Origin of the sequence: Formosa sp. L2A11, assembly GCF_009796865.1 — a bacterium.
In the GTDB taxonomy this organism is placed as follows: domain Bacteria; phylum Bacteroidota; class Bacteroidia; order Flavobacteriales; family Flavobacteriaceae; genus Formosa.
The window spans coordinates 2,942,855-2,965,011 of record NZ_CP047028.1 but is presented as its reverse complement, the minus strand read 5'-3'; the positions used below and the strand labels follow the sequence as shown (position 1 = coordinate 2,965,011).

Below are 22,157 nucleotides of genomic sequence, written 5' to 3'. Positions count from 1 at the left end.
TATGTGTTGTTTTGCATTCATTAAAATTAGTGATAACGAATGCAAAACAAATTTACACATAATTTTATATCCTGATTTTTTAAGTACTTAAAGTTTTATTAAAAAATATATAAACAAATAAAGACTAGCTTATTTTTTAGCTGTAATTTTTGTTCCGCCATGTCCGCCGGCGACTATAACCATTATTTTGATGCTTAAAATGATGAATTTGAAAAATTGAAGGATTGGATTCATCATTCTAAATCGCATTCTTGGAGATATTCTTTGCATGATTTTGTTTTTTAAAAGCGTTGTAAATTATTAGAATTCTAATTCTGAAATTGATTTGTTTTAATATCTATTCAGGAATATCTTTTTTCTAAGTTTGATTCCTATTCAGGAATATCTTTTGTCAAAGTTTGATTCCTATTTCGGAATCACTTTCTTCGAAGTTTGATTCCTATTCAGGAATTACTTTTTTTTATGTTTGATTCCTATTCAGGAATCAACCACCAAAGTGGTTTCATTTTTGCTTTGTATAGGAAGGCGTAATGTAACATGAGTTTTAGCCAATGTCCTGCAAGTCCTATTGCTCCAAATGTTTTTCCTAAGTGTCTTCCATGAGAATCTGGATATTTTACAAAATCTGGTACAATGGGATAAGTAGTTATACTTACACCACTTCCATTCCAGAATCCAAATCCTGCAGAAGCAATACAAGCGGCTCCCATATTTCCCATAGAACCTTTACTATTTAATGATTCTTTACCCGTTTTAATGCTTTCTATAATGTTTTCGGCAACTAATTTGGCTGTAATTCCAGAAGGCATTCCTGTACGTGGTGGTGCAGGAGAAATTACCGTTCCGTTTTTACTTGTTCTAGGTTTAGAAATGGCATGCGGTGGTGCAAACGCAATTCCGGGTGCAAAAATGTTTTTATAGCTGGGGTTTTGGTAGGTTTCTGGCCAATCCTGTACCGTCCATTCTTCGTAAGGTTTTGGTGTGTAGTCTGCATCTACAATCATAAAGCCTTTAAAAAGTTTTTCTGTAATATCATTTTCAGATTTATCATAGGCTTTAAAACCATGACCAGAAAATGAGGGAATTAACATGGCAAAATCGAAAGTTTCAACTTTTAGTTCGCCATCTAAATTTTCGTAATGTGCAATGCCCTCTTCAATTTTATTTACTCCAGCACCTAAAATCCATTTAATGCCTCGGTCTTCAAAAATCATTTCAACTAATTCACTAGATTTCATAATCATGTCTCCGTAACTCATCAAGACACCATCCATTCCGAAATCACCTAATTCATATTCGTTAGAAATCCAGGTTACTTCGGCCATATCTCTAACATTGTGTTTCTGTAATTCTTTTTCTACATTTAAGATATACTCGAAAGCAGCACCCTGACACGTAGATCTTCCGTGACCAGTACCAATTAATATTTTGGCTTTTTTACCTGCTTTCATTTGTTGTATGGCTTCATTTAGACCTTTCCATGCATGATCGGCATGTGTGTAAGTACAAACAGAATACGTTTTGTTTTTTCCAGGAATTAAACCTTCAGTAGCTTCAAAATTTAATTTTGGTCCGGTAGCATTAATCAAATAATCGTAAGTTACTTTTTCTTGTTGACCTTCTTTGTCTCCATTAACATATTCTGATAAAACATAAGGTTTAGCTTCTGTTTTATCGCCTTCAGGATAAAAGGAAACGACTTTAGCTTGCTTAAATTCTATACCTTTCTTTTTATATAATGGCGCTAATGGAAATAATATTTTTTCAGATTTCATTCTTCCAATTCCTACCCAAATATTAGAAGGAACCCATTGGTAATTACTGTTTGGAGACACAACCACGACGTCGTGTGTTTTAGATAGTTTTCTGCGCAAATGTGTCGCTGCAACATGACCAGCAATACCTGCACCTAAAATTACAATTTTAGACATTATTTTGGAGTTTTATAAGATAAATTATAGGTTGTAAACCAAGAGTTAAAATACTATTTGCCATTTGATAACGTGATAGATAGGTTGTCTTGATTTTATGTAAAGGTTATCTTTTTAAAAGACCTGTACAGTAACTCTGGTTACATAATCAGATTAATTTGTCTTTTTATAACTCCATACTGCTAAACTGTTCATTATTAATGCGTAAAGTGCCGTTTTTAATAATCTAGGAAGAATGTCTGAAAAACCAGAACCTTTAAGCATTACCATACGCATAACTTCTACAAAGTATTTTACAGGATTAAATTCTGTTACTGTTTGTGCCCACTTTGGCATACTTTCTATAGGGGTGAATAAGCCACTCATTAGAATAAAGATGACTACAAAAAACCAAGAAATAAACATGGCTTGTTGTTGGGTATCTGTGAAATTTGAAATGAATAATCCGATCCCTAAAATAACCAAAAGGTAAACAGATGTGTATAAATATATAAGTGGTAAACTACCTACTATTGGAATATTAAAAATAACTCGTGCTAAAATTAATCCCACAGTTAATAGTCCCATACCAATTACCCAAAACGGAAAGAGTTTGCCTATTATAAACTGACTTTTTTTAATGGGTGTTACATTAATTTGCTCTAATGTGCCAATTTCTTTTTCGCGAACAATATTCATTCCAGATAGAAATAAGGTTATCATGGTAACCAGTAAAACTAAAATACCAGGAACCATATATGTTTTATAATTTAAGGTTTCGTTATACCAAAATAGGGGAATGGTTTCTATAGAAATGGGCTGAACTTTTGTGTCTGAAACTTGTAATAAATCTACTTTTATATTTTTATTAAAGCTTTTTATAATTTGTGATACGTAAACATTCTCAACACCTGCTGCGGCACCATCAATGGCATTTATTGTAATTCCTAAAGTGTTTGATTGTTCCTTTTGTAAGTCGCGTTCAAAATGTTGAGGAATTTGTAGAATAACATCTACCTTACCTTTTAGCATGTCTGCACTTGCTATAGATTCTAACGGATAATCTGTGAGGACATTAAAATAAGTAGAGGCATTAAATTTTTCTACTAATGCTCTAGATGTAGATGTTCGGTCGTGATCTACATACCCAAATTTAATATTTTTAACTTCAAAAGTAGCGGCGTTAGATAAAATAACGAGCTGTAAAATGGGCATAACAAAAATAATAGGAAGCATGCCTTTATTTCTAAAGATTTGCTTAAATTCTTTTTGTATAATGTATAGAATTGTTTTCATGTTACTTCCTGCAAAAGCAGGAATCTCTTTTAAATTAATATTTTTTCTTTTCACTGAATTCCGAAACTATTTACTGCGATTGATTTCTTTCTCTACTCCAATCTAATTTTATATTTTTTAACGCTCAAGGCAATAAAAAAGACGGACATACCAATTAAAATAAGAGTTTCTTTCCATATAAATTGAATACCTACACCTTTTAACATGATTGCTTTAATGATGATGTTAAACCATTTTGCTGGTATAATATTACTGATTAATTGTAAAGGCAATGGCATACTAGAAATCGGGAAAATAAATCCAGATAATAATATTACGGGTAACATGAGTCCCATTAAGGAAATCATCATGGCTGTTTGTTGGGTTTCAGAAATAGTTGAAATTAAAATTCCTAAAGCTAATGCAGTAATAATGAATAAAACACTTTCTAATCCTAGTAAGATTAAGCTTCCCTGAATAGGCATTTTAAATATGAAAATACTAAGCATTACAATCACTATAGCATTGATTATGGAAAGAAAAATATAAGGAAATACTTTTCCAACAATAACCTGAATGGGTTTTATAGGAGAAACCAAAAGGATTTCCATAGTTCCTAACTCTTTTTCTCTGGTAATAGAAATAGACGTCATCATAGCAGAGACTAACATGAGAATAATAGTCATTACTCCAGGTACAAACATGTACACACTTTTTAATTCGGGGTTGTACACCATACGAGTTTCTGGAACGACTTGATATGCAATATTGATATTCTTGTTTAATCCATTTTGATACTGAATAAGTATGGCATTAACATAATTACTTATTGTATTTGCTGTATTTGGATCTGTCGCATCTGTAACAATTTGTATAGTAGCGTTATGATCTTTGATTAGGTTTTTACTGAAATCTTTTTCAAAATTTAAAACTGCTTTTACTTTTCCTTTCTTGAAAACAGCTTCAATATCAGATTCTTTTTCAATAAATTGATTGACACTAAAGTATTTTGACGCAGATATTTTAGTGATAATTTCTTCGGTAGTAGCATCTTTAGAGTGGTCTAAAATGGCAATATCTACATTATTTATTTCGTTTGTTATGGCGAAACCAAAAAGCATAATTTGTGCTATAGGCATCCCGAAGAGTATAAATAACGAGCGTTTATCTCTAAAAATATGATAGAATTCTTTTTTAATAAAACCTTTAAATCTTTTCATAATCTATTCCTAAGCAATCAGGAATTTTTTTAATTTGTTGTTCTTTTATCTCGTAGATTTAAAACTGCTAAATATTTTATAATCTATTTACTTTTCTAAAAATACCTTTTGTAATATCTTCTACATTAAAATTCACTAAAATGCCTAATTTTAATTCTGAAATTTTTAAATATGTCAATACTTGCTTATGGTGTACTTTAGCTAATGTTTCTACAGATTTGATTTCAATTATCACTTTATTATTTATTAATAAATCTAACCGAAATCCGATTTCTAATTCTAAATTATCATAAAATACAGGTAATGCAACTTGTCTTTTTACGGATAGCCCTTGCTTTTCTAATTCGTATAGTAATATAGATTCATATACAGATTCTAGTAAACCTGGACCTAACTCATTATAGATTTTAAAAATGGCACCTCTGATTATGTATGAAATCTCATTTTCTGTTTTTTCTATCATAATATATTTGGTTTTAAGTAGTACCTTAATTTACATCGATTATCTGAGAACAAAAACATCTGCGTGTATTAGCATAAATCTACGGGAGAAATATTTTATTTAAATGTTACCGCTGATTACGTAGATTCTCGCAGATAATATTTTTTATTCAGTATATCTGAGAGTATTGTTTTTCTTTAAATTTGATGATTTATTACACACTATTATTCGGTATTTAATTTTACATGAATTAAATCTCTGTTTTTATCTATTAAATCTGTGAAGAGATTTTAATAGTACTATTCCCGCTGATAACGCAGATTTTCGCAGATAGCATTTTTATATTAAGTATTTTCAAGTGTATCATTCTCTATTAAATTTAGATGAATTAAATCTCTGCGTTTATCTATTAAATCTGTGTGAGATATTCTAATAGTACTATTCCCGCTGATAACGCAGATTTTCGCAGATTAATCCTTCTCTGATTCATAATAAAATTTTACAAAATAATTATTCAATTAAATCTGTCAGAGAAACCCTTTTAATCTCTTGCTAACTTTAAAAACACATCATTCATATTATCTACTTTAAATTGTTCTTTTAATTTTTTAGGAGTATCTAATGCTTCTATTTTTCCGTTTACCATGATGGATACGCGATCACAATATTCGGCCTCATCCATATAATGTGTGGTTACAAAAACGGTTGTGCCATGATTGGCTGCTTTGTAAATCATTTCCCAAAACTGACGTCTCGTAATAGGATCGACACCTCCTGTGGGTTCATCTAAGAACACAATCTTAGGATCGTGAAGTAAGGCCACCGAAAAAGATAATTTTTGTTTCCAACCTAAAGGTAATGCTCCAACCAATTTGCTTGCAACATCTTCCAAACCTAATTCTTCAATTAAGAGCGCTGCTTTTTCTTTAATTTTAGTTCTGCCTAGTCCATAAATACCTCCAAAAAAAGTAATATTTTCCATTACAGTTAAATCATCATACAATGCAAATTTTTGGCTCATATAACCAATGTTTTTCTTGATATCTTCGGCATGAGTAAATACATCAAATCCTGCTACATTTGCTTGTCCTGATGTTGGATTAGAAATTCCGATTAACATTTTCATGGCTGTGGTTTTTCCAGCACCATTTGCACCTAAAAAACCGAATATTTCACCTTTGTAAACTTCAAATGAAATGCCATTTACAGCCGCAAAGTCTCCAAACATTTTCGTTAATTGGTTTACGTGTATAACTTTATCTGTATTCATTATTTTGCTAATTCCATGAAGGTATCTTCTATGGTGGGTTCTGTTTTTTTAATTGTTATTTGAGATAGATTTTTAGACAATAAATACTGTTTTAAATCCTCTATATTAAAATCGGTTCTACTATCTGTGTAATGCACAAACTCTCCAAAGGGATACACGCTATGGTTAAATTTATACGCTTTTAAGACATTTATAAGCTGATACATATTATTTGCTCTAACATTATAAATCTGATTTGGATAATGTTTAACAATCGCTTTTGGTGTATCTATTTGCAGTATTTTTCCATCTTGAATAAGTGCAATACGGTCACACAATGCGGCTTCGTCCATATATGGAGTAGATACTAAAATGGTGATGTCTTTTTGTTGTAAGCGTTTTAACATGTCCCAAAACTCTTTACGAGAAACCGGATCTACTCCTGTAGTGGGTTCGTCTAAAAATAAAACTTTTGGTTTATGAATTAATGCACAACATAATGACAATTTCTGTTTCATTCCTCCAGATAATTGTCCAGCTCTACGGTCTTTAAAAGGTTCGATTTGCACATAAATATCTTTAATTAACTCGTAGTTTTCTTTTATGGTTGTTCCGAAAATTGTGGCAAAAAATGTTAAGTTTTCTTCTATGGTTAGATCCTGGTAGAGAGAGAATTTTCCAGGCATATAACTCACACTATTTCTAATTTTTTTATAATCTGAAACCACATTAAAACCAGCAATAGTTGCAGTACCTTCATTGGCAATTAATAGTGTAGTTAGAATTCTAAACAAAGTTGTTTTTCCTGCACCATCAGGACCGATAAGTCCAAATAATTCACCAGATTTAACATTGAAAGTAATGTTTTTTAAAGCCTTTACGTTCTTGTAAGATTTTGATATGTTAGAAACTGTAATACCCATTAGTCTTGGTTTAACCAAAGTTCTGCAGGCATACCTATTTTTAGGCTTCCATCATTAATAACATCTATTTTTACGGCATATACTAAAGCCACACGTTCTTCTTTTGTCTGAATTATTTTAGGTGTAAATTCTGCTTCCGAGGCAATCCAAGTTATCAATCCTTTATAGTATTTCATAGTATCTGCGTCGTCAATTTTTACAGTCACATTTTGTCCTATTTTAATGTTTGGTAATTGGGTTTCGCTAATGTAAACACGTAACTCCATAGTATTTAAATTTGCTATTTTATAGAGTGGTTTTCCAAAAGTTGTAATTTCATTTGGCTCGGCATATTTGGTTAATACTGTTCCGTTAATCGGATTTATAATTTTACTTTTTTTAATTTGATCATCAAGTTGCTTAATTTGTACATCTATCGATTTAAGTTCGTTAACTACAGGCGCATTCTGGATTTCTACACTTCTAATCTGATTGTTAATTACATCTATTTCTCCCGTAACATCGTCTAATTGTTTTTGCGTTCCTGCATTATCTTTAATTAGATTTTCTGTACGTGTTTTATTGGTATTTGCTGTTTTTAATTTAGACTTTAAAATGGCTATTTGAGATAATACACCCTTAGATTTAGAACTGATTACTGCTTTTGAAACCTCTAATTGTTCACGTTTTAAGGCTAATGGAATGGTATCTATATAACCTATAAATTGATTTGTTTTTAGAATGTCTCCTTCATCAACATTGAATTGTAATAGTTTTCCATTGTTTTCTGCTGAAATAGTGATTTCTGTCGCTTCGAAATTTCCGTAACCATCTGCTTTTTCATTGTCGTTTCCACAAGAAAATAAGCTTGATGTGATAATGATTAATGCTAATATGTATGTGTTTTTTTTCATTTTAATAATATTTAATTTCTGCTGATTTCTCAGGTTTTTAATGACGTTATAATCTTGTTTTATTTCCCGCAGATTTCACAGATTGTCGCTGATTTTTATTCATTAATGTAGAATATTTTATTATTCTAGTAATTGAGATTAACAATATGTAATTACATTTTTATTAATTTTTAATGACGTTATAATCTTGTTTTATTTCCCGCAGATTTCACAGATTGTTGCTGATTTTTATTCATTAATGTAGAATATTTTATTATTCTAGTAATTAAGATTAACAATATGTAATTACATTTTTATTAATTTTTAATAACGTTATAATCTTGTTTTATTTCCCGCAGATTTTACTGATTATCGCTGATTTTTTTACAGTTATTATTATTTAAAATATTATTGTCCTTTAGTGACGTTATAATTTGCTTTTGCTAGTTCTAACTGAATTTTATGTTTAACCAATGTATTTTCATCTTCGTATAAGTTAGTCAGTTCTGTAATGTATGCAGAGGAAGTAATTACTCCATTTTTGAGTTGTGAATCTGCTGCTTTAAGAACAGTTTGTCTTAGGGTTACAATCTTTGCGTCTGAAGTAATAAAATCTTCAATTTTATTTATTTCTTGTTGTTGTTTGTTTAATTCTATGTTGGTATTTAATTTAAAAATTTCAGACTCATTATCTACTATATCTTTATTAATGGCTAAAGATTCTCTTTGTTTTTTATTTGCATTCCAATCAAAAACATTCCAATTTAATTTCACTCCAATGGTGTAAAATGTTTGGAAGGAATTGTCTAACATATTCAACCCTGGACTACCGTAACCTCCAGTTGCAAAACCAAGTAATTTGGGAGTATTATGTTTTGATAATAAATTTTCTGAGTCTTCAATTTCTTCTTTTTTAAGTTGAAATAATTCTAACTCGGGTCTGTTTAAATTTGCTTGTAATTGTGTTTCTACAAGTGGATTTTTAAATTGTGTATCTAACGTTAATGGCAGAGTTATTAAACGAGACAATGTTTCTATAAGTGTAGCTTTATTACTTTCTACTTCTTTAAAATTCTGACTTATTTTTAATAATTCTGCTTCTAAAACACTATCTGAAGCGGGGAGAAGCACACCATTTCTAATGCCTGATTCTACTTCTTTAAGTTTTGTATTTAATTGCTTTTGCTTGGCTTCTAATAATAATTTTGATTCTTGTAATAATAATATGGAAAAATATAGCTGATTGATTTCTTGTTTTAATTGATATAAACTGACTTCAACTTGCTTTTTTTTTGCTTTTAGTTGAGTAGATTTTAGATTTAAAGCAGAATCTGTAGCGCCACCATTATAGATTAATTGATTTACAGAAACCGTTGCCCGATATTGATCCTTATTTATAGGATCTACTCCAGACATGGCAATAGGAAACTCTAAAACATCTGACTGATAGGTTGCATAGGCACTTAAACTAACTTGTGGTAAGTTTGCAGAAGAAATAACTTCTGTGTCTAGTTTATTTTGATTATCTAATAATTTTGATTGCTTTGCTAATGGATAATTTGTATTAACGAGTTGGTAACAGTCTTCTAACGTAATACTTTGTTGTGCATAACTTTGTACTGTTATTAAGATGATAAAAATGAGTGTAATTTTTTTCATTTTAATTGAGCTTTATGGCATTAATAATGAAGTTCGCTGCTTCGGTTTTACGATCTTTCATGAGTTGTTTGTATGTGTTATTGTCTGTATTTGTGAATGCTTTAAGTAATGGCTGTGCAACAAAAGGAAATACATTTAGTGCCATAATATTTATAAATAACTGTTCAGCACTTATTGGTATTATAATCCCAGATTCTATTTCTTGATTTAATTGATTTCTGAATTTTTTAAGATTAGGAAAGTTCGGATTTTCTTTCATTTTTATTAAAAAATCAGGATTCCTATTTAATTCTTGAATAATGAAATTTGGTATATAAGGATGCTTTACAATAAATGAAATATAGTTAGAAGTGAAGTTTTTTATTTTTTCTTCGATAGAGGAATCATCATTTAATACCGTTTTTAATTGTGGAGCTAATAACATAAAAGCATTATGAAATACAGCTTCGAATAGCAGTTGTTTACTTCTGTAATAGTAGTGTAACATGGCTTTGTTTATGCCTGCTTGATCTGCAATTTCTTGCATACGCGCTCCATCCATTCCTTTAGACTGAAATACAAGTTTTGCGGCTTCTAATATATGCTCTTCAGTGTTTTCATCTTTAGATTTTTTCATTTCAACTATTCGGTTTAACCATTTGGTTAACAAATTTACAAAAAATAATCAAACACATGTATGTTTGATTATTTTTACATTTAATAATTTAAAGTAAATTTAAAATGAGAGGAGATTCTAATACCATGATTTATATTATAGCTGGCGTTGTTATACTTCATTTTGTTGTTGGCTTTATTTGGTTAATTTTAAAATTAAGTAAGAAAAAAGAAGAGTGATTTACTCTTCATTTACAGCATTATGTTTTTATAATTTGTAAAACAATAACGAGATGTGTTCTAAATTTAAAAAGTTATCAAATAATCTTTATTGGTGTATTATTTATTCATCTTATTATAAATTATTTTTATAACAATTAGACCTAAAGCACCTCCTAAAGCAGACACTATACAGTTTATAATAAAAAGAGAACTGTGAAAATAGCCACTATCCATAATGGACCAAGGATCAAATCCTAAGCGTCCGAAACCTTTTACTAGAAAGATACTTCCAAAAACACCTACTAAGGTATTTCCTGTAAATCCAAAGGAATATTTATGTTTAAAATATCCCATTAGATTTGCAGCAATAATTCCTATGAAAATACTAATTAATGAAATTAAAGTACCTGTCATATTATTATGATTTATAATTAATGTTCACCATAACCTATGGCGTCCATTTTACCGTTAAAGACTTTGTATTGAATAAACATATATACAGCAACTAAAACAACAGCAATAGGAAACCAATATAAGCCTACAGTTAAACCATATTCGTGAGCAGCTACATTATATAAGGTTAAGTCTGGATTTATACTGTTTGTAGAAGGCAATACTTTTGGAAATATTGAAGCTACAGTAGATGTTAATCCGCCTAATAGAAATAAGGATGAAAATAAAAATCCTAAACCGTGTTTTTTAAATGTTTTCACTTTAAATAATCCGAATAATCCGGTAAAGGTTATTAGCGGAAATATTAATAACCAAGGTTTAGCTATAAAATTATGAAACGGATTAGGTTCTATTATATGCCAAACTAATAGTGAAATTGCAACTAGAGCAACAAGCACAATATTCATATTAAAAACAACTTTCTTTAACTTTTCATTTAAATCTGAATTGGTTTTAAAGATAATCCAATTGGCACCATGAATAGTTAAAGCCACAACGCTAATAATTCCTAGTAATAATGTAAACCAATCTATAATTCCGAGTTCTTCTGCCTGAGGGCTAAAGGTCGGATTCCATAGCGGTAAGAAGAAATAATGCGCTTCGTGTGTTGAAACACCTTCTACTACATTTCCTAAATTTACACCACGTACAACGTTACCTAAAGCAACCCCAAAAAAGAGTGCCAATAATAAACTAGAAATTCCAAAGGCTTTATCCCAAATGGCTTCCCACATGTGATTGTGTACTTGGCCTCTTAATTCTAACCCGATGGCTCTAAAAATAAGTAACCATAAAATCATGATTAATGGTAAATAAAAACCACTAAACGATGAGGCGTAAAGGGTAGGGAAGCCAAAAAATAAAACACCACCAGCTGCAATTAACCAAACTTCGTTGGCATCCCAAAAAGGACCAATAGCACTTGTTATTGCTTTTTTGTCTTTTTCTGTTTTAGCAAAAAATAAATGAATAATACCAGACCCAAAATCGTAACCATCTAAAATTACATAAACGGCTAACATTGTCATTAAAACGATATACCAAAATAATTCCATAATTTATTAGTGTTTTTCTAGTTTTGGTCCTTTATTAATAATTTTTCCTGCTAACATTAAAAACAGTAACCCGAGTAGTAAGTACAAGCCTATAAAACCAAGTAAAGTAAATAAGGTGTTACCCGAAGAAACTGTTGGAGACGCTCCCGCAGAAGTTCGTAATAAGTTATATACTAACCAAGGTTGTCTACCAAGTTCTGCTGTGTACCAACCTGTGGTATTAGCGATATATGGAAAAGGCAATAGAAATAAAAGGGCCCATAAAATCCATTTTGTGGTATATAATTTTTTTCTGAATAGTTGAATCGCAGCTAAAAGCATTAACCCAATAAAAATGGTTCCTAAACCAACCATAATATGATAAGCATAATATAAACCAGGAATATTGGTTGGATAAACAGAAGGATCGAATTGGTCTAAACCTTTAATTTCTGCATTCCAATCTTGATAGGTTAAAAAGCTTAAAATGTTAGGAACAGCAATTTTATTATCTAATTTTTTTTCACGCATATTGGGCTGTCCAATAAGTACAATTTCAGATCCGCCTTGTTCTGTTTCAAAAATACCTTCCATAGCCGCAAAGGTTACAGGTTGGTGTTTAACTACGTTTTTAGCAGCTAAATCTCCTGTTGGAAATGCTACTAAAAGGCTTGATATTAATCCGAAAATTACACCTGTTTTTACAAACAGTTTTCCGAATTCGTGATGCTTATCATTTAGTAAATAAAACGCTCCAATTGCAGCAACAACAAAAGAAGATGTTACCATAGATGCAGCTTGGTTATGTAAATAAGAAGGTATTAACCATGGATTAGAAAAGAGTGCTCCAAAATTATTTAAAATGAATTTCCCGTTTTCTAAGACTTCGTAACCTACAGGATATTGCATCCATGAATGTGTGGCTATAATAAGATATCCGCTCGCCCAGGAGCCTAAAAAGACCAGAAATCCTGTAACAAAATGCAGTTTATGACCTAAAATTTTCTCACCAAATAAAAAGAGCCCTAAAAAGGACGATTCTAAAAAGAAAGAGAACATGCCTTCCATGGCTAAAGTCTGACCAATTATACCTCCAGTAAGTTCTGAAAATTTAGCCCAATTGGTACCAAATTGAAATTCCATTGGAATACCTGTTACAACTCCCATTGCAAAATTAAGTGCAAAAATCTTCATCCAGAACTTTGCAGCATCGTTGTATTTATCAACTTTTGTTCTTAAAAATTTCCATTTAAAATAGACTATCAATAAAGATAATCCCATGGTAAGTTGCGGAAATAGGTAGTGAAATGTGATAGTAAATGCGAATTGCATTCTATCATAAAAGAGCATGTCTTCCATATTCTGTGTTTTAGGCTATAAAAATACAAAGCAACGAGCAATTATAGAGTAACTTTTATTACATAATATAAAGTCTTTTTCTACACTATTGATTACTAGAAAAATAGAACAAAATAAATTGATTTCTTTTTAACATAAAAACGGATATGGAACCTAACAAATCACAGTATGTTATGGTGTTTTATTGCGCCGTATTAAACGCTTTTGAATTTAAATTTTTACCCCCACAAACCGAATAACTTGAGCTTCTCCTATATGTAGCGTGCCTTCGGAAAGTGCTATTGTTTTTTCTTCTAAAATTGAAAACTCTAAACCCGGAAATTCCGCTTTAATTTCTTCTATAGAAAAAAGCATGGCTTCATTTTTTGGTCCGCCAGATGTGTTTTTTAATTGCCCTTTAGCGAAGCTTTCAAAAATAAGTGTTCCTCCTTGTTTTAAAAACCGGAGTATATGCTGGTTGGCTTTTTTACGAATATTAGCAGGAAAATGCGAGTAACACATACCAATAGCATCAAATTGTTTGTTATTTGTGTATTCTAGTGCACCTGTAACTTTATAATCTATAGAAACTTTGTTTTGTTTAGATAGGAGCATAGCCTTTTCTTTTCCGCTTTTACTCATATCAAAAGCAGTAACAGACCAATTTTTTTTAGCGGCATAAACAGCATTACGACCTTCACCCTCGGCAGGTAAAAGTATACTCCCTGGTTTTAGCTTATCTAATTCTGATTTAAAAAAAGTATTAGGTTTTGTACCATATATAAATTCTTTTTGGCTATAGCGTTCGTTCCAAAAGTGCAATGGTGTGTTTTTCATAGTGTATTATATAAACCGGCGGGTTTTTATTTTATAGGTAGCATATTCTGGGAATTTTTCTAATAAAAGTTGCTCTTCGTAATTAGATTTAAAATAGAAGAGAATGAGTAATAATACGAATATTATAAATTTAAATAGAGATGCATTATAAACGGCATATCCTAAAGTTATGGCTAAAATACCTGTATAAATAGGATGTCTGCCAATATTAAATGCACCTGTAGTTAATAATGTGCTTTGTAATGTTGGTGTTGGAAACGGAGATATTTTCGTATTTATTTGCAATAAAGCTATAACACCTAAAATTAAACCCAAAACCATTAAGGCTAATCCTGAATGTTTTAACCAAGTGTTAATGTTTAAGTGTATTATTTTAAAAGGAACAATATAAGCCGCAAACAGCAGCAGCTGAATGCTAACAAATACATAATCTTTTTTTGAAGGATGTCCTGTTTTCAATATGTTTAAATAATGGTTTTTATTGAAAATGTATCTAATTATAGATTTTACTATGTAATAAATTTTACTATTCGGATTTTATTTTAGTATTAATTTTATATCTAAAAATAAGTATTGCGTTTTGTTGTAAACACAATACTTATATGTCTGTTTTAAAATTATATAATAGCACTAAAATTGCGTTTATATAGATAAGATTTTTAATACTTTTTGTACTAATACAGATACGCCTGAATTGCATTGTAATGGACAATATCACCTAAAAAAAGTAGCAGGATATCTGAAATCTAATCAATAAATTACAGAACGTATTATAGCCTTTAAAGCACTTCTATTAATTCTTAATCTGTTTTATTTATCGAAAGTAATACTCCAAATACCTCTAACTTCATTATTAGTATAACCTATAGCTTTATCTTTCGGATACAAACGTAATACCTTGTTTAACGTTTTTGCATCCATAGTTTCATTTGGTATACCGTGACATTGTAAACACATAGCGTTAGTTGTTATGGGATAGTAAACATGAATTTTATTATCGATGTTTTTAACAATGGGTTTAGGTTGCTCATTATTTTTTACAACCGATTTATATGTTTTTATATATTCAAGTTCTTCAGTATTGGCTTTATTATTTTGATTTCTTGGCTTATCAGACACGCGTTTTATTATGGCATCATGGGTTACAGACATACTATCTGTTAATCGGTAAGCTTGTTCATTACAGAATGCTAAAGCTTCTAAAACGCCATCTTTCTGAATACTTTCTGTTAAATTTTTGCCTAAAACAGCTTGTGTAGATAATGCATATTTTAAACCACGTTCTCCATAAGGTACGGTTGTCTGACTTTGTTTTTGTTGCATGTTCATACCATATCCTTTTCCTCTGTTCTGACCGTTTTGTTTATAATGACTTTCAAACCATTCGGGTTGGTCTATTTCAAAATCATATATATAGTCTGCAATTTGAGTTATGGTTTCATCTGGATATGCTAAACCAGGCATTATACCGTAACGTTGTACAGCCCCATACATTATAGCATTATCTTGATTCGGATTTTTTATCCAATTTAACATTGCGGCTTTAAATGCTTCTTTAGTAGAATTATTCATTAAGTAACGCTTTTTAATTGCAATCATTGGAGGTGCGTTTCTATTATTTTCATCTGCAGTTGGACTATGGCAGATGTAACAATTCGTTTCCATTAATTTTTTACCAGGATGGTCTGTTTCTTCAATGTTTTGGCTCACTAAGTCTGTAGTGTTTTTCTTATTAGATAAGTTGCAACTCACTAAAAACGTAGTTAATACAAGTAATACTAGACTGTTTTTCATCTAAAAATAAATTTAGATGAATATACAATCATTAGTGCACAATTTTGGTAACTTATGTTACAGTACTAGCTTATAATATGCTAAAAATGTTTTTTCAGAATTATGTCTGAAATGGCATCCCAAAGCGCAATTCTTTTTTCTAAGGCATGTTTAGCAATTGTTAGTGCTTCGTTCCATTTTTGGTCATCATTTTCACAAAGCTCTGAAACCATTTTTAAAGATAGTGGTCCATGTTCATCGCCATCTAATTCTATGTGGCGTTGCAAATAGTAGGTTAATTTATTATACGATTTGTTTTCTGAATCTGATTGTTTCAGAATTTCAATAAACATATCAGGAATAACATCTTCGCGACCAAATGTAAATGCTGAAGCTACTAGATGTGGTTTATTGGTTGCAATTACAGAAAATGAAAATGTAACGAAGTCTGCTACTCTTTTATCAATTTGTATTTGATTTAGAGCTGCATTAACGGAATTACCTAATTCAATATGCTTTATAAAACGAAGTATTTCGGTTGTATTTGCTTGTGTTTGAAGCATGGCTTCTAGATACATTTCGAAATGACTTTTTGGTTCTCCTAATTCATTAATATCACTTTCTTCTCCAAGAACAATTTCATTTATAAATCTAGATAAAGACGCGTTTTTTGAAGGAACCCAAGGTGTTGTAATTGTTGTAAGTTGTATTTGTAAATGCTTTAAAAGTGACATAAAATCCCAAACAGCAAACACATGGTTTTCCATGAAAATTTTAATGTCGTCTATTGTTTTTAAACACGTATAAAGCTTGTGGTTTTTTAATTGATTTCTTAAGTCAGAAATTTCATTCTCGATATGAGATATTTTATCGGAATTGTTTGTTTTAATCATGCAAATTAGGGAGTTGATATTATTAATTTGCGTGTAAAAATACATTAACAGATTGAATTAACACAAGGCTAATTTTATTTTAAGAGTATCTATTTTTAAATACTATTTAAAGGATACAATATGTTTTAAATCAGATTGTTTATATAGTCTGAAACAGAGTAGAATAGAGCGTTTGTATTTTATAATTTATAAATATCATGCATTCTTGCTATTTTAAATCCTTTAGATATTACGGTTTTAGTAGCAATACTTTCTGGGTTTAAAACAGGGTTTGTATGATTTAAATGAATAAAAATTATTTTTATTTTTTTCTTCCTCATCTAAATCTTTAAAACGTTCAATACTCAATAATAAATGGATGCGGAATTTGAGAGATGTCTCTATTATTCATTTCCATACCACTATAAAATGTAGCATCTACAAAGGCATAATCTACGTTTTTTATTTCTTCAATAATATCTTTATCCCATTTTCTCCATTTATCAATATCTGGAATAAATAAAGCTGTTTTATTTGGCCCTTTTATTTTGTAACCTACGGTTTCAGAATACTCATCTCTGTGCGGAACTAAGAAAGGGGTAACTTCTATAGAATCTGATAATTTAACAGGAACTTCTGCTGTCATTTCATTTAACGTAATATTTTCTCTTTTCACTAATTGATCCCATGGACCGTTGTTGGAAAGGAAATTATTCATTCTAGGTAATGCATAAACTGGGGTATGTTTAGCGTCTAAAGCTTCTTTACCTAAGTATATTAATCCGGTATAATGCCCAATATGTGCATGTGTTAAAAAGATACCATCTGCAAGCTCCTTTTTACTGTTAGGTTCAGACTTTGTAAGCCATTTCATTTGTGAAACCATATCTGGAGTAGCATCAAATAAATAGGTTTTATCGTTCTGAGAATCAATTAATCCTAAAGACGATACTTTTCTGCTTATATCTGGATTTTCAAAAAGCCCTTCGCAACATGCTTTAGTGCAAGCTAATTGTGGAGATCCGGCATCTTGTACTGTTCCTAAAATAACTATAGATGTACTATTTATGTATGTGTCCGTTTTCTGTTCTTTATCTGATGACTTTTTCCCTGAACACGAAAAAATAAGTAATAAGCAAAAGATGGAGTAATATTTTTTCATTTTTATATTTTTTTAAATCACTACTTTTTAGCATGTATCTCTGCTTAGTTAAACAAGATCAATTATAATGATTTTATGTCGTTTTTGTCTATATTTTATACTTGAAAGCCCTTTAAAAGCTTCTTTTTTGTGTTTAGTGGGAAAACTAAATAATTTGAGTGATTTTTAGATAATAGATAAACAGCGCTGTTATTTTGGTTAGAATAGAAGCTAAATAGAGTAGTATTTGCTTTTGAACAGCAGGAAGTTTTTACACGGAAATTTTGTAAAACTCCGAGTGAAAATGTAGTCTTATAAATGTTTTTTGTAGTCGTTTTTTTTTCGGTAACATTTAAAAAAAATAGACCAATGCATATTATTAATGCATGTTTATTTATCATCTTATATAGGTTAAGCAATCGATTATAGGGGGAATAAAAGATACCGTAAGTATGTAAAAATAAGATTTTTTTATAAAATAATGAAACTCTTTTACTATTAATATAAGTTCTAAAAATTTCTTAACGGATAAATATAAGTCTATGTATTCTATAAAGATACAGACATTTTTATTCCATTAATTATAGATGGTATTAATACTTATTATTTTGTTTTCCTTCTTCTCCAAATTTGAATTAAAAAGATAATTCCGATAATTATTAAAACAAAAGGCCAGACATTTACTAAAAACACAAAAAATAAAATCAGGTTTTCCCAACCATTTTTAAATCCGTTTTTAAATTTTTCACCAAATTTTGTTTGTTTAGATATCGTTTCATAGATTCTAACATCTAAAGTTGAAAAAGACACTTGATTATTAAGAAATTTTAATCTTCCCTCAATAGATTCAATTTCGGAACGTAACGCTCCAATTTGTTTTTCTACTTCTAGAATTTCGGTTACAGTATTAGCTTTTTTTAATATTTCTAAATATCTGTTTTCAAGTTCTTTTTTGGTTTTTAAACGCGCTTTAATATCTAGAAATTCTGCAGTAACATCTTTAATTGAAATTTCTTTTCTGTTAAATGTAGTAACCCCAATTGAAATTTCATCTAATAAATTATCGAAATTTGCAGAAGGCACTCTTATAATTAGTGTGTTACTAATTTTGTTGGAGTTGTTATACTCATTATCTGAAGACGTATAGCCATTGAATTTCTCTATGGCTTTAAAAATATGTTTCCGAGTGTCTTTTAAATTATCAGATTCAAATTCAATTTCACCGTTTTTAATCAGTTTTCTTTGAATATCATTTTCTGGTTCTGGAATTTGTTGTTTAGCATCTTCCATTTTCACTTGTCCAAGACTCATTGAATCTTGTTCATAGTTTTCACAACCAAAAAATGAAATTAGTATAGCAACCCCTAAAATCTTTAGTAATTTCTTCATAACTTCAGTAATTGCAATAATCTTATTTAGTAACTACATAAGTTGCCTTATCTACTCCTGTATTTCCTGTTGTATTGTCGTATGCATATAGTATTACTTGGTAAGTTCCTGCTTTTTCTAGAGTTAAATCTCCTTCAAACATATTTGTAGTTACAAAAGTAAGAGGGACTTCTTTTAATACCGTATTATTCAATTTTACTATAGCTTTTACTTCAATGTGTTCAGAATCCCAAAGTCCGTTTTTGTTAATTGGGCAACCACACATCATAACCACTTTTGCTTTAAGCTTAAGAGGTTCTTTTTTAATAGCAGCTAAAGACAAATCCTGATTTGTGTTTGGTGTTTCTATGTTTATAAGAAAGCCCGGAATTTCTAGAATAACGCCTTCTCCAAGAATATCTTTACCCGGAATTAGCCACATATCTGTACTAGCACTCACCCTAGCTTTCTCGTTTTTTATTGTAGAATACACTTCTATGGTAATAAAAGTAGGTTCGTCTATATTTATATTAGCCATAAATTTAGCCGTTTTATCGTCTGTAATACTAAGACCACGCTCTAAAGGTGTTTTCATAATTAGACTGGTATCTCCTGTAGAACCTTCGGTTTTTCCTTGTGCTAAAATGGCGTTAGTCATTTTATCTCTAATAATAACTTCTGCACCACCTAAAGAAGAACCTATAAATTTAGCATCTTTAGCTTTAGCGCGTACTATAATTTTTGTGTCGGTTGCAAATGATGATAAATTAACAAGCAGGATTAAGATGAATGATAATGCGTATTTCATGAGTCTTTATAAGTTTTGTAGTGTGTTTACGAATTTAATTTAGTAAATATAATTAAATAGATATATAGGCATAGTTATAGATTGTATTTAATAATAGTTATAAGAAAAAGTTATCTTATTTAGCGTTGTCTTTTAGGTCTTAAGAGACCTAGCATTTGTCCTAATCCAATACCAAAATAGGTGCTGTCTTTATTAATTAATAACATGGGAGAAACAGTTAATCCGTAGAATCGCGATACGGGAAATTCTATTTTTGGGTTTATAACGAGGCTTACTGTATTGTGTTTTCTATAATTCCAAGTGTAATTCTCAGATAGGTAAGCATCATTAATACGTTGCCAATTTTCTGGTTCCCTAATTATTGTATATCCTAATCCTGCAGATAAATTTAGTCGTATTGTTCCGTTAGTATTTAGTTTGTAAATTTTACCAACCCCGATTTGAATATTTTCAATTTGATCGTATGGATTTTCAAACCCAAACGAAAATAAACCTTGTAATCCAGAACCATAATCTTTTGGTTGCGATTTAGGTGTTCTAATATTTCCTGTATACCCTAATTTAAAAGCATAGGTTTCTTTGTAAACGTAATTTAAATTATAATCTATGCCTACATAATTTCCTAGATTGATTTCACCTGAAAAATAAATAGCATGGTGTTCTGAGAATTGAGCATTTAAGGTATAAAAACTAATACAACTTAGTACTAAGGTTAGCATGTATTGTTTCATATATTATAGCTGCTTCGCTGGATTAATTTTTTATAACGTCAATAAATATATAAAATAATTATTATATATATTTTGTTGTTGTATAATTATACGTATTTATAATTTATAAAAAAAGCCATATAATTAAGATTAATAATTATATGGCTTTAATTCAGTTTATAAACTTTAATCCTTCATAAATTTAATTAAAGGCTTTATAAAACTTTTAAATTTTTCAATATGAGGTAAATGTCCAACATTTTTAATTTCTACTAGTTTGGCATTCGGAATTGTTTTCTGTGTTTTTTTTCCCAACTCGTTATATAATCCCATTGTTTCTCTAACGGCATCAGTTACTAACGGCTTTCCTAGTGCAGTTCTGTCTCGTGTTCCAATAATTAAAAGGGTAGGAGCGGTAATGTTTTTAAACTCGTAAACAACGGGTTGTGTAAAAATCATATCAGAAGTTAGTGCAGAATTCCATGCAATTCTTTTATAATCAGAATTTAATGTCCAACCGGCTAATAAATTTACCCATTGGTCGTATTCTGGTTTCCAATTGTTATCGTAATAGCTTACTAATTGGTATTTTCTTATGCTTTCATAATTACTTTTAAGTGCATTTTCATACCACCATTCTACAGATTTATAAGGCACTTTTAGTTTCCAATCTTCTAATCCAATCGGATTTTCTAAAATTAATTTTTCTGTAGTTTCAGGATACATTAGCGCAAAACGCGTTGCAATCATACCACCCATAGAATGGCCTAAAATGGCCGTTTTTGTAACCTTTAAGGTATCTAGAAGTATTTTTGTGTTTTTAGCAAGTTGCTGAAACGTGTACTGAAAATGTTCTGGTTTTGAAGATTTACCAAAACCGATTTGATCCGGAACTATAACACGAAATCCTTCCTTGGTTAAGGCTTCAATAGTTGTTTTCCAATAGGCGCCATTAAAATTCTTTCCGTGAAAAAGCACAATGTTTTTTCCGTTGTAGTTATCCGGCTTAACATCCATATAAGCCATTTTTAAATCTTGCTCTTGAATTTTTAATTCTAAAGTCGACACTGGATATGGATATTGGTAATTAGACAATTCTAGGTCTAACCACTCTAAGTTATTGGTTTGTGCTATAGTGCTTTGTAAGGTACATACTACTATTAGTAGCGTTAATACATGCTTTGTCATTGTTTAAATTTAGTTTTGCCGAGTGGTATATATATATGAATATGAGTTTTATACGTATGTTTTTACTCATGTTTTTTTTAAGCTTAGCCCACAGTATACTTCACTTTAATACATATAAATGTATAAAATTTTTGTACATGAGACCTGTTTACATCTATTAATATAATTAAAACCGTTGTATCTTAGTTTTTAATTATTGTATTTCAACAACATTTAATTGTTTCCATTATAAAAATTTACTATGTTTTTATTTTATAAAAAAACTTGCA

23 protein-coding genes are annotated in these 22,157 nt (G+C 30.1%); all 23 read right to left on the bottom strand.

What is annotated here, in order from left to right:
- Window positions 1–129: 129 nt before the first annotated feature.
- Window positions 130–270 (bottom strand): hypothetical protein, encoded by a 141-nt coding sequence (locus GQR95_RS13040; protein ID WP_159023573.1) that lies wholly within the window; start codon window positions 268–270, stop codon window positions 130–132.
- 203 nt (window positions 271–473) lie between these two features.
- The gene (locus GQR95_RS13035; RefSeq protein ID WP_159023572.1) at window positions 474–1,931 is read right to left on the bottom strand and encodes an NAD(P)/FAD-dependent oxidoreductase; all 1,458 of its coding nucleotides are present in this window, start codon (window positions 1,929–1,931) and stop codon (window positions 474–476) included.
- A 153-nt stretch (window positions 1,932–2,084) separates the two neighbouring features.
- Window positions 2,085–3,206, bottom strand: a complete 1,122-nt coding sequence (locus GQR95_RS13030) for an ABC transporter permease (RefSeq protein WP_159024312.1) — start codon at window positions 3,204–3,206, stop codon at window positions 2,085–2,087.
- 92 nt (window positions 3,207–3,298) lie between these two features.
- Window positions 3,299–4,405, bottom strand: coding sequence for an ABC transporter permease (locus GQR95_RS13025; RefSeq protein WP_159023571.1), 1,107 nt, complete (start codon window positions 4,403–4,405; stop codon window positions 3,299–3,301).
- Window positions 4,406–4,481: 76 nt separating this feature from the next.
- Complete coding sequence (locus GQR95_RS13020) at window positions 4,482–4,868, bottom strand: GxxExxY protein (RefSeq protein WP_159023570.1); 387 nt, start codon at window positions 4,866–4,868, stop codon at window positions 4,482–4,484.
- 520 nt (window positions 4,869–5,388) lie between these two features.
- Complete coding sequence (locus tag GQR95_RS13015) at window positions 5,389–6,117, bottom strand: ABC transporter ATP-binding protein (protein WP_159023569.1); 729 nt, start codon at window positions 6,115–6,117, stop codon at window positions 5,389–5,391.
- Window positions 6,117–7,019 carry an ABC transporter ATP-binding protein gene (locus tag GQR95_RS13010; RefSeq protein WP_159023568.1) on the bottom strand — a complete coding sequence of 301 codons (903 nt, stop codon included), beginning with the start codon at window positions 7,017–7,019 and terminating at the stop codon, window positions 6,117–6,119. The genes GQR95_RS13015 and GQR95_RS13010 overlap by 1 nt, the downstream gene beginning before the upstream one ends.
- A complete protein-coding gene (locus GQR95_RS13005) occupies window positions 7,019–7,912 on the bottom strand; it encodes an HlyD family secretion protein (protein ID WP_159023567.1) in 894 nt (297 codons plus the stop codon). The genes GQR95_RS13010 and GQR95_RS13005 overlap by 1 nt, the downstream gene beginning before the upstream one ends.
- A 387-nt stretch (window positions 7,913–8,299) precedes the next feature.
- Window positions 8,300–9,550 carry a TolC family protein gene (locus GQR95_RS13000; RefSeq protein WP_159023566.1) on the bottom strand — a complete coding sequence of 417 codons (1,251 nt, stop codon included), beginning with the start codon at window positions 9,548–9,550 and terminating at the stop codon, window positions 8,300–8,302.
- Window position 9,551: 1 nt separating this feature from the next.
- Window positions 9,552–10,166, bottom strand: a complete 615-nt coding sequence (locus GQR95_RS12995; RefSeq protein ID WP_159023565.1) for a TetR/AcrR family transcriptional regulator — start codon at window positions 10,164–10,166, stop codon at window positions 9,552–9,554.
- A 317-nt stretch (window positions 10,167–10,483) separates the two neighbouring features.
- Window positions 10,484–10,780, bottom strand: coding sequence for a hypothetical protein (locus GQR95_RS12990; RefSeq protein WP_159023564.1), 297 nt, complete (start codon window positions 10,778–10,780; stop codon window positions 10,484–10,486).
- A gap of 17 nt (window positions 10,781–10,797) precedes the next feature.
- Window positions 10,798–11,874, bottom strand: a complete 1,077-nt coding sequence (cydB, locus tag GQR95_RS12985; RefSeq protein WP_159023563.1) for a cytochrome d ubiquinol oxidase subunit II — start codon at window positions 11,872–11,874, stop codon at window positions 10,798–10,800.
- A 6-nt stretch (window positions 11,875–11,880) separates the two neighbouring features.
- The gene (locus GQR95_RS12980) at window positions 11,881–13,212 is read right to left on the bottom strand and encodes a cytochrome ubiquinol oxidase subunit I (protein WP_159023562.1); all 1,332 of its coding nucleotides are present in this window, start codon (window positions 13,210–13,212) and stop codon (window positions 11,881–11,883) included.
- Between the two features lie 210 nt (window positions 13,213–13,422).
- On the bottom strand, window positions 13,423–14,028 hold the full coding sequence (locus GQR95_RS12975; protein ID WP_159023561.1) for a bifunctional 2-polyprenyl-6-hydroxyphenol methylase/3-demethylubiquinol 3-O-methyltransferase UbiG: 606 nt from the start codon (window positions 14,026–14,028) through the stop codon (window positions 13,423–13,425).
- 6 nt (window positions 14,029–14,034) lie between these two features.
- Window positions 14,035–14,487: an isoprenylcysteine carboxylmethyltransferase family protein gene (locus tag GQR95_RS12970; protein ID WP_159023560.1), complete on the bottom strand. Its 453-nt coding sequence runs from the start codon at window positions 14,485–14,487 to the stop codon at window positions 14,035–14,037.
- Window positions 14,488–14,838: 351 nt separating this feature from the next.
- Window positions 14,839–15,822, bottom strand: coding sequence for a DUF3365 domain-containing protein (locus GQR95_RS12965; RefSeq protein ID WP_159023559.1), 984 nt, complete (start codon window positions 15,820–15,822; stop codon window positions 14,839–14,841).
- An 80-nt stretch (window positions 15,823–15,902) separates the two neighbouring features.
- Entirely contained in the window at window positions 15,903–16,694 is a 792-nt protein-coding gene (locus GQR95_RS12960) for a DUF3050 domain-containing protein (protein WP_159023558.1), read from the bottom strand.
- A gap of 179 nt (window positions 16,695–16,873) precedes the next feature.
- Window positions 16,874–17,014: a hypothetical protein gene (locus tag GQR95_RS16850; protein ID WP_233265929.1), complete on the bottom strand. Its 141-nt coding sequence runs from the start codon at window positions 17,012–17,014 to the stop codon at window positions 16,874–16,876.
- Between the two features lie 17 nt (window positions 17,015–17,031).
- Window positions 17,032–17,835 carry an MBL fold metallo-hydrolase gene (locus GQR95_RS12955; protein ID WP_233265928.1) on the bottom strand — a complete coding sequence of 268 codons (804 nt, stop codon included), beginning with the start codon at window positions 17,833–17,835 and terminating at the stop codon, window positions 17,032–17,034.
- A gap of 582 nt (window positions 17,836–18,417) precedes the next feature.
- Complete coding sequence (locus tag GQR95_RS12950; protein ID WP_159023557.1) at window positions 18,418–19,203, bottom strand: DUF4349 domain-containing protein; 786 nt, start codon at window positions 19,201–19,203, stop codon at window positions 18,418–18,420.
- Window positions 19,204–19,225: 22 nt separating this feature from the next.
- Window positions 19,226–19,990 carry a hypothetical protein gene (locus GQR95_RS12945; RefSeq protein ID WP_159023556.1) on the bottom strand — a complete coding sequence of 255 codons (765 nt, stop codon included), beginning with the start codon at window positions 19,988–19,990 and terminating at the stop codon, window positions 19,226–19,228.
- A 119-nt stretch (window positions 19,991–20,109) separates the two neighbouring features.
- The gene (locus GQR95_RS12940) at window positions 20,110–20,721 is read right to left on the bottom strand and encodes a hypothetical protein (protein WP_159023555.1); all 612 of its coding nucleotides are present in this window, start codon (window positions 20,719–20,721) and stop codon (window positions 20,110–20,112) included.
- A 165-nt stretch (window positions 20,722–20,886) separates the two neighbouring features.
- Window positions 20,887–21,888: an alpha/beta fold hydrolase gene (locus GQR95_RS12935; RefSeq protein WP_159023554.1), complete on the bottom strand. Its 1,002-nt coding sequence runs from the start codon at window positions 21,886–21,888 to the stop codon at window positions 20,887–20,889.
- Window positions 21,889–22,157: the final 269 nt, after the last annotated feature.